6 protein-coding genes are annotated in these 8,508 nt (G+C 73.3%); 1 reads left to right on the forward strand and 5 read right to left on the reverse strand.

The window, feature by feature from the left end:
* Positions 1 to 72: 72 nt before the first annotated feature.
* The 5 genes from pgl to tkt form a co-directional block, all read right to left on the reverse strand.
* The gene (gene pgl / locus ACRYM2_RS22095; protein WP_432524763.1) at positions 73 to 816 is read right to left on the reverse strand and encodes a 6-phosphogluconolactonase; all 744 of its coding nucleotides are present in this window, start codon (positions 814 to 816) and stop codon (positions 73 to 75) included.
* A complete protein-coding gene (opcA, locus tag ACRYM2_RS22100) occupies positions 813 to 2,204 on the reverse strand; it encodes a glucose-6-phosphate dehydrogenase assembly protein OpcA (protein ID WP_432524764.1) in 1,392 nt (463 codons plus the stop codon). The genes pgl and opcA overlap by 4 nt, the downstream gene beginning before the upstream one ends.
* Positions 2,205 to 2,244: 40 nt before the next feature.
* Entirely contained in the window at positions 2,245 to 3,786 is a 1,542-nt protein-coding gene (gene zwf / locus ACRYM2_RS22105; RefSeq protein ID WP_432524766.1) for a glucose-6-phosphate dehydrogenase, read from the reverse strand.
* Positions 3,783 to 4,904, reverse strand: coding sequence for a transaldolase (tal, locus tag ACRYM2_RS22110; RefSeq protein WP_432524767.1), 1,122 nt, complete (start codon positions 4,902 to 4,904; stop codon positions 3,783 to 3,785). The genes zwf and tal overlap by 4 nt, the downstream gene beginning before the upstream one ends.
* Positions 4,905 to 5,033: 129 nt before the next feature.
* Positions 5,034 to 7,127: a transketolase gene (gene tkt, locus ACRYM2_RS22115; protein ID WP_432524768.1), complete on the reverse strand. Its 2,094-nt coding sequence runs from the start codon at positions 7,125 to 7,127 to the stop codon at positions 5,034 to 5,036.
* 312 nt (positions 7,128 to 7,439) lie between these two features.
* On the opposite strand from tkt, the gene ACRYM2_RS22120 reads away from it, so the two are divergent.
* Positions 7,440 to 8,459 carry a heme o synthase gene (locus tag ACRYM2_RS22120; RefSeq protein ID WP_432524770.1) on the forward strand — a complete coding sequence of 340 codons (1,020 nt, stop codon included), beginning with the start codon at positions 7,440 to 7,442 and terminating at the stop codon, positions 8,457 to 8,459.
* The last annotated feature ends 49 nt before the right edge of the window (positions 8,460 to 8,508 follow it).

Consider the following 8,508-nt stretch of genomic DNA (forward strand, 5'->3'; position numbering starts at 1 on the left):
CCCCGACCGCACCGGTCGGGGGCCTTCGTCGTCACCACGCGCGTCCGGGCCGGCGGTCCGCCGCCCGGTGCTTCACAGGTCGGCGGCCGCCGCCTCGTCCACGAGCCAGAGGGTGCGCTCGGTGCCGCGCACACCGGCGGCCGGTGTCCGCGCGACGTCACCGCCGGCCACACCGCGGGCCACGGCCGCCGCCTTCTCCGCTCCGGAGGCCACGACCCACACCTGCCGGGCGCGGGCCAGCGCACCGAAGGTGAAGGAGACGCGCAGCGGCGGCGGCTTCGGCGACTGCCGCACCCCGACGACGCTGGAGTCGTCGCGGGCCAGGCCCGGGTGGTGCGGGAACAGCGAGGCGACGTGCCCGTCCGGGCCCATGCCCAGCAGCAGGACGTCGAACGCGGGCACCTCCGCCCCGTCGGCCGCGGCTGCCAGTTCCGCGGCGTAGCGCGCCGCGGCCCGGTCCAGGTCGTCGCCGTCGGGCCCGTCGCTGGCCGGCGGCAGGTGGACCTTCGCCGGGTCCAGCGGCAGCTGCCCCAGCAGGGCGTCCTGCGCCTGCGTGGCGTTGCGCTCCGGGTCCCCGGCGGGCAGGAAGCGCTCGTCGCTCCACCACAGGTGCACCCGGCTCCAGTCGACCGCGTCGCGCGCGGACGACGCGGCCACCGCGGCGAGGGTCTTCCCGCCGATGGTGCCGCCGGTGAGGCTGACGTGTGCCTCGCCGCGCAGCGCCTGCGCGTCCGCGACGGCCGCCAGCAGGCGACCGGCCGCGGCGTGCGCGAGCACGTCGGGGGAGGGGTGCCGGACGACCAGCGCCTCGCTCACGCCGTCTCCCCGCCCGCCGGCGCACCCGCGGCCGCGGACCGCGTCGTGCGCGAGCGCGACGCGGTGGCCTTCTTCGTGGTGGCCTTCTTCGCGGTGGCCCCCTGCGCGCTCGTCCGCCCGGCCGCCGTGGTCCGGGACGCCGTCTTCGCGGTGGCCCGCTCCGCCGCCGGCGGTGCGGACTCCTGCGCCGTGGCGGCCGTGGCCGCCGCCTCCTGTGCGGGACCGGACCCCTCGGGAGCGCCGGCCGCGGCGCGCCGGGCGGCGCGCTTGCCGTGCGTGGGGGAGTTCGCGGCGACCTCGTCGTTGGGGACGGCCGAGGAGCGGGAGCGCTGCTCGGCCCCCGAGGGCGTCGCGCGCTTCATGGCCCGCGAGACCCGCGCCGACTTCTCCTCCGCCGCCGCCTGGTCGCGGGCGGCCTTGACCGGGGAGGACAGCTTGCCCCGCGACTGCGCCTCGCGCACCGAGACGACCTGCTTGCTGACCAGCGGCAGCCCGTCGCGCAGCGCCTCGCCGTAGACCTCGTCGGGATCCAGCCGGCGCAGCTCCTCGGTGAGGCAGTCCTTGACGGGCCTGCGGGCCAGCGACAGGCGCCGGTCCGGCTGGCCGGGCTGGGTGAGCGTGGCGACGTTCTGGTCAGGACGGATCAGCTCCACCGCACCGGACTTGCGCTCCAGGCGCACGCTCTGCACGCCCGTGCCCTTCTTGGTGCGGGCCCGCGTCACGGGCGCCTTGAGCTTGGCCCCCAGCCAGGCGGCGAGCAGCTCGGTGCTCGGGCTGTCCGGCGCACCCGCCACGGTGATGGAGGTCACCGGCTCGTAGGGCGGCTGGTCCAGCGCCGCCGCGAGCAGCGCGCGCCAGTTCGTCAGCCGGGTCCAGGCCAGGTCGGTGTCCCCGGCCCGGTAGCTGGCCCGTCGCGCCTCCAGCGCCCTGGCCGGGTTCGCCGCCTCCGCGGAGTCGGTGATGCGCCGCTGGGCGATGCGCCCGATCGAGTCGGTGCGCAGGTCCTCGGGCGCCGTGCCCGGCCAGTAGGCGACGATCGGCGCGTCGGGCAGCAGCAGCGAGACGATGGTCGTCTCGCCGTGCTCCACGAGCGGGCCGTAGGCGCGCAGCACGACGACCTCGCTGGCACCGGCGTCGCCGCCGACGCGGATCTGCGCGTCGAGGCGGGCCGCCCCGCGCTTGTTGCCGCGGGCGAGCACGAGCACCCGGCAGGGGTGCTCGCGGCTGGCCTCGTTGGCCGCGGAGATGGCGTCCTCGGCGTGCGCGTCGTCGGTGATGACGACGAGGGTGAGGACGCGCCCCAGGGCGACCGCACCCCCCGAGTCGCGCAGGTCCACCAGCGCCTTGTTGATGGCGCTGGTGGACGTGCTGGGCAGGTCGATGATCACTTCGTCCGCTCCTGCGTGTCGTGGGGGATCGGGCCGCGCCTCACGGTCGCCGCCACTGCCGGCCGGTCCGCTCGAGCATCGCGTGCGCGGACGGCGGCCCCCAGGTGCCCGAGGCGTAGGGCTCGGGCTGCCCGTTCTTCGCCCAGAAGGAGGTGATGGGGTCGAGGATCTTCCACGACAGCTCCACCTCCTCGTGGCGGGGGAACAGCGGCGGGTCGCCCAGCAGGACGTCGAGGATGAGCCGCTCGTAGGCCTCGGGGCTGGACTCGGTGAAGGCGTGGCCGTAGCCGAAGTCCATCGTCACGTCGCGCACCTCCATGGCGGTGCCCGGGACCTTGGAGCCGAACCGCATGGTGATGCCCTCGTCCGGCTGCACGCGGATCACCAGGGCGTTCTGCCCCAGCTCCTCGGTCGCCGTCAGCTCGAAGGGCAGGTGCGGTGCGCGCTTGAAGACGACGGCGATCTCGGTCACGCGCCGGCCCAGCCGCTTGCCGGCGCGCAGGTAGAACGGCACGCCCGCCCAGCGGCGGGTGTCGATCTCCAGCTCGATGGCGGCGAACGTCTCGGTCGTGGAGTCCGAGGGGATGCCGTCCTCGTCGAGGTAGCCCTTGACGAAGTCCGAGCCCTGCCAGCCCGCGGCGTACTGCCCGCGCGCGGTGGAGCGCCCCAGGTCCTTCAGCGGCCGCACGGCGGAGAGGACCTTCGCCTTCTCCGCGCGCAGGTCAGCGGCCTCGAAGGAGACGGGCTCCTCCATCGCGGTGAGGGCCAGCAGCTGCAGCAGGTGGTTCTGGATGACGTCGCGCGCTGCGCCGATGCCGTCGTAGTACCCCGCGCGGCCGCCGATGCCGATGTCCTCGGCCATCGTGATCTGCACGTGGTCCACGTGGTTGGCGTTCCACAGCGGCTCGAACATCTGGTTGGCGAAGCGCAGCGCCAGGATGTTCTGGACCGTCTCCTTGCCCAGGTAGTGGTCGATGCGGAACACCGAGTCCGGCGGGAAGACGTCCTCGACGACGGCGTTCAGCTCGCGCGCCGACTTCAGGTCGTGCCCGAACGGCTTCTCGATGACCACCCGGCGCCACTGGTCGCCGTGCTGGGCGGACAGCCCGCTGCGGGCCAGCTGCTTGGCGACGACGGGGAAGAACCGCGGCGGGATCGACATGTAGAAGGCGTGGTTGCCGCCGGTGCCGCGCACCCGGTCGAGGTCGGCGACGGTCGCGGCCAGCTGGTCGAAGGCCTCGTCGTCGTCGAACTCGCCGGGCACGAAGCGGAAGCCCTCGGCCAGCTGCGCCCAGACCGACTCCCGGAACGGCGTGCGCGCGTGCTGGCGCACCGAGTCGTAGACGATCTTGCCGAAGTCCTGGTCGACCCAGTCGCGGCGGGCGAAGCCGGTGAGCGCGAAGCCCGGCGGCAGCAGACCCCGGTTGGCGAGGTCGTAGATCGCCGGCATGAGCTTCTTGCGCGCCAGGTCGCCGGTCACACCGAACATCACCATGCCGCACGGGCCGGCGATCCGCGGGAGGCGACGGTCCCGCGGATCGCGCAGCGGGTTCTCGGTGGGCAGCACCCGGGCCGGGCTCACTGCGCGTCGACCTGCGTCTTCACGCGCTCCAGCTCGTCGGTGACGGTCTGCAGCAGCTCGGTCCAGCTCTTCTCGAACTTGTCGACGCCCTCGCGCTCCAGCAGCTCGACGACGTCGGTGTAGGAGACGCCCAGCCGCTCGAGGTCGTCGAGGACCTGCTGCGACTCGCCGTAGGAGCCGCGGATCGTGTCACCGGTGACCTGGCCGTGGTCGAGGGTGGCCTCGAGGGTCTTGCCCGGCATGGTGTTGACGGTGTTCGGGGCCACGAGCTCGGTCACGTAGAGCGTGTCCGGCAGGTTCGGGTCCTTGACGCCGGTGGAGGCCCACAGCGGGCGCTGCGGACGGGCGCCGGCCTCCTTGAGGACCTGCCAGCGCGGGGTCGAGAAGACCTCCTCGTAGGCCTGGTAGGCCAGCCGGGCGTTGGCCAGGCCCGCCTTGGAGCGCAGCGCCTTCGCCTCGTCGGTGCCGATGGCGTCCAGGCGCTTGTCGATCTCGGTGTCGACGCGGGAGACGAAGAACGAGGCGACCGACTCGATGGTCGACAGGTCGTGGCCGTTCTGCTTGGCCTGCTCCAGGCCGGTGAGGAAGGCCTGCATGACGGCGCGGTAGCGGTCGAGGGAGAAGATGAGCGTCACGTTGACGCTGATGCCCTCCGACAGCGCCGTGGTGATGGCGCTCAGGCCCTCCAGCGTCGCGGGGATCTTGATGTAGAGGTTGCGGCGGTCCACGGCCTGCCACAGCGTGCGCGCCGAGGCCTCGGTGGCCGCGGTGTCGTGCGCCATGCGCGGGTCGACCTCGAGGGAGACGCGGCCGTCGACGCCGTCGGTGCGCTCGAAGACCGGCTGGAGGATGTCGCAGGCGCGCCGGACGTCCTCGGTGGTGATCTGGAAGACCGCCTCCTCGGTGTCGGCGCCCGCGGCGATCAGCTCCTTGACCTGCTCGGTGTAGGCGTCGCCCTTGGACAGCGCCGAGGCGAAGATCGTGGGGTTGGAGGTGACGCCCAGCACGCCGGCGTCCACGAGGCGCTGCAGCTCGCCGGAACCGGTCAGCTCGCGCGACAGGTCGTCCAGCCAGACCGAGACGCCGTGCTGGTGCAGGGTCTCCACGGGGTTGCTCACGGGGGTTCTCCGTTCCTTCGTCCACTCGGGCGCCGGGACGGCGCCCGCACTGCAGGCGCCCCGGGCCGTCCCGGGACGCCGGTCCCCGCCGGGTCGCGCACCAGCGGTGCGCGACCCGGCGGGCAGGGGTCACTGCAGGCCGGCGAGGCTCTCCTTGGCGGCGGTCACGACGACCTCGTCCGTGAGGCCGAACTCGCGGTACAGGTCCTGGTAGTCCGCCGAGGCGCCGAAGTGCTCCAGGCTCACGGTGCGCCCGGCGTCGCCGACGATGTCGTGCCAGCCCTGGGAGACCGCGGCCTCGACGGACACGCGCGCCTTGACGCCCGGGACGAGGACGGTGTCGCGGTAGGCCTGGTCCTGCTCGAAGAACCACTCGCGGCACGGCATCGACACCACGCGGGTCGGGATGCCCTCCTGCTCGAGCTTCTCGCGGGCGGCCACCGCGATCTGCACCTCGGAGCCGGTGCCGACGAGGATGACCTGCGGGGTGGCCGCGGACGCCTCGACGAGCACGTAGGCGCCCTTGGCGACGCCGTCGGCCGCGCCCCAGCCGGGCTGGGAGCGGTCGAAGGTCGGCAGGTTCTGGCGCGAGAGCGCCAGGCCGGCCGGGCGGTCGGTGTTCTCCAGGATCGTCTTCCACGCCCACGCGGTCTCGTTGGCGTCGCCCGGGCGGACGACGTCCAGGCCCGGGATGGCGCGCAGCGAGGCCAGGTGCTCGATCGGCTGGTGCGTGGGGCCGTCCTCGCCCAGGCCGATGGAGTCGTGCGTCCACACGTACGTCACGGGCAGGCGCATGATCGCGGCCAGGCGCACGGCGGGGCGCATGTAGTCGCTGAAGACGAGGAAGGTGCCGCCGTAGGGGCGGGTCCCGCCGTGCAGCGCGATGCCGTTGAGGATCGAGCCCATCGCGTGCTCGCGGATGCCGAAGTGCAGGGTGCGGCCGTAGAGGTTGCCGTCCCACATCTTCGTCGTGCGGCTCGGCGGCAGGAAGCTCGGCTCGCCCTTGATCGTCGTCAGGTTGGACTCGGCCAGGTCGGCCGAGCCGCCCCACAGCTCCGGCAGCGACGCGCCGATCGCGTTGAGGACCTCGCCGGAGGCCTTGCGCGAGGCGATGGACGTGCCCGGCTCAAAGACGGGCAGCGCCTGCTCCCACCCGGCGGGCAGGGTGCGGGTGCGCATGCGCTCGAACAGCTCCGCGCGCTCGCCGGCGCCGGAGCGCCACGCGTCGAAGGAGGACTGCCACTGCTCGTGGGCGCTCCGGGCGCGCTCGCGCAGCGCGCGGGTGTGCGCGATGACGTCCTCGTCGACCTGGAAGGTCTGCTCGGGGTCGAAGCCGAGGACCTCCTTGGTCGCCTTGACCTCGGCCTCGCCGAGGGCGGAGCCGTGCGACTTGCCCGTGCCCTGCAGGGTGGGCGCGGGGTGGGCGATGATCGTGCGCAGCACGATGATCGACGGCTTGCCGGTCTCGGCCTTGGCGGCCTCGATCGCGGCGTGCAGACCGGCCACGTCCTCGGTGTAGGGGCCCTCGCCGCCGTTGGTCCAGTCGATCGACTGCACGTGCCAGCCGTAGGACTCGTAGCGCTTGGCGGTGTCCTCGGTGAGGGCGATGTTCGTGTCGTCCTCGATGGAGATGTGGTTCTGGTCGTAGATGACGACCAGGTTGCCCAGCTCCTGCACGCCCGCGATGGCCGAGGCCTCGCTGGTGACGCCCTCCTCGATGTCGCCGTCGGAGGCCAGCACGTAGACGTGGTGGTCGAAGGGGCTGGTGCCCGGCGCGGCGTCGGGGTCGAACAGGCCGCGCTCGCGGCGGGCGGCCATCGCCATGCCGACCGCGGAGGACAGGCCCTGGCCCAGCGGGCCGGTGGTCATCTCGACACCGGCGGTGTGCCCGTGCTCGGGGTGGCCGGGGGTCTTGGAGCCCCACTTGCGCAGCGCCTTGAGGTCGTCGAGCTCGAGGCCGTAGCCGGCCAGGTACAGCTGGACGTACAGCGTCAGGCTGGAGTGCCCGCACGACAGCACGAAGCGGTCGCGACCGGTCCAGTCCGGGTCGGCGGGGTCGTGCTGGATGACCTTCTGGAACAGCAGGTAGGCCACCGGTGCGAGGCTCATGGCCGTGCCCGGGTGACCGTTGCCGGCGCGCTGGACCGAGTCCATGGCCAGGACGCGGGCCGTGTCGACCGCCTTCTGGTCGAGGTCGCTCCACTCGAAGCTGGGCTGGCTCACGTGTCTCCTCCCGTGCGAACCAGCTGACCGACCAGCGCCGGGATGGCGGTGGGGGACCGGCCGTGGTCCGCTCTGTGTCTCCGTCGTGCGTCACGGCCGGCGGTACGACCGTGGCGTCCCGAGGCGTTCGTCGTCTGCAGTGCGTGCGCGGTGCCCGTGCCGCGACGAGGTCGCGGACGGATCACGTGGACGAGCCTACTCGCAGGGTGCGCGGGCGCAGCTCGCGAGGGCGGCGGCGAGCCCGTCAACGACACTGCGTAGCAGCGGCGTAAGCTCGGAGGTGCCCGCCCGCCGCCTCGCCCCGAGGACACTGTGACCGCCGTCGACTCGCGTCTGACCGACGCTCCCGCGCACTCCCGGACCAGCCTGCTGGGCCGGCGGCGCTCCTCCCGACCCCCGCGCTTCCCGCGGGTGGCCGCCTACGTGGCGCTCACCAAGCCGCGCATCATCGAGCTGCTGCTCATCACGACCGTCCCGGTGATGCTGTTCGCCGAGGGCGGGCTGCCGTCGGCGTGGCTGGTGCTGACGACGTTCGTGGGGGGCGCGCTGGCCGCCGGCTGCGCCAACACCCTCAACTGCTACTTCGACCGCGACATCGACGCGCTCATGAAGCGCACGCGCAACCGGCCGCTGGTCACCGGGCAGGTCAGCCCGCGGCAGGCGCTGGTGTTCGCGGCCGTCCTGGGCCTGGCCTCGGTGGCGATCTTCGTCGCCTTCGTCAACGTGCTCTCCGCGGTGCTGGCCGTGGCGGCGATCGCCCTGTACATCCTGGGCTACACGCTGCTGCTCAAGCGCCGGACCTCGCAGAACATCGTCTGGGGCGGTGTGGCCGGCTGCATGCAGGTGCTCATCGGCTGGACGGCCGTCACCGGCCGCCTGGACTGGGCGCCCTTCGTGCTGTTCGGCGTGATCTTCCTGTGGACGCCGCCGCACTACTGGCCGCTGTCGGTGCGCTACCGCGAGGACTACGCCAACGCCGGGGTGCCGATGCTGCCCGTGGTGGCGCGGCCCACGACGGTCTCGCGGCAGATCGTCGCCTACACGGTCGCGATGGTGGTGTGCTCGCTGCTGCTGGTGCCCGTGGGCGGTGCCGGCGTCCTCTACGGTGTCGCCGCCCTGGTGCTGGGGCTCGGCTTCCTGCTGCAGACCGTCGGCCTGCACCGGCGCGCGCGGCGCTTCGAGCGCGAGACCGGCGGCCGCGACGCGGGCACCCTGGAGCAGCTGCGGCGCATCAGCCCCATGGGCGTCTTCCACGGCTCGATCACCTACCTGACGCTGCTGTCGCTGGCCGTGGCCCTCGACCCGCTGCTGCACCTCGCCTGGCCGTCCTGAGCCGTCGCGGCGCACGCACGAGGAGGGCCCCGTCACCGGACCGGTGACG

It is taken from the genome of Kineococcus aridisoli, from assembly GCF_050871885.1.
Classification (GTDB): domain Bacteria; phylum Actinomycetota; class Actinomycetes; order Actinomycetales; family Kineococcaceae; genus Kineococcus.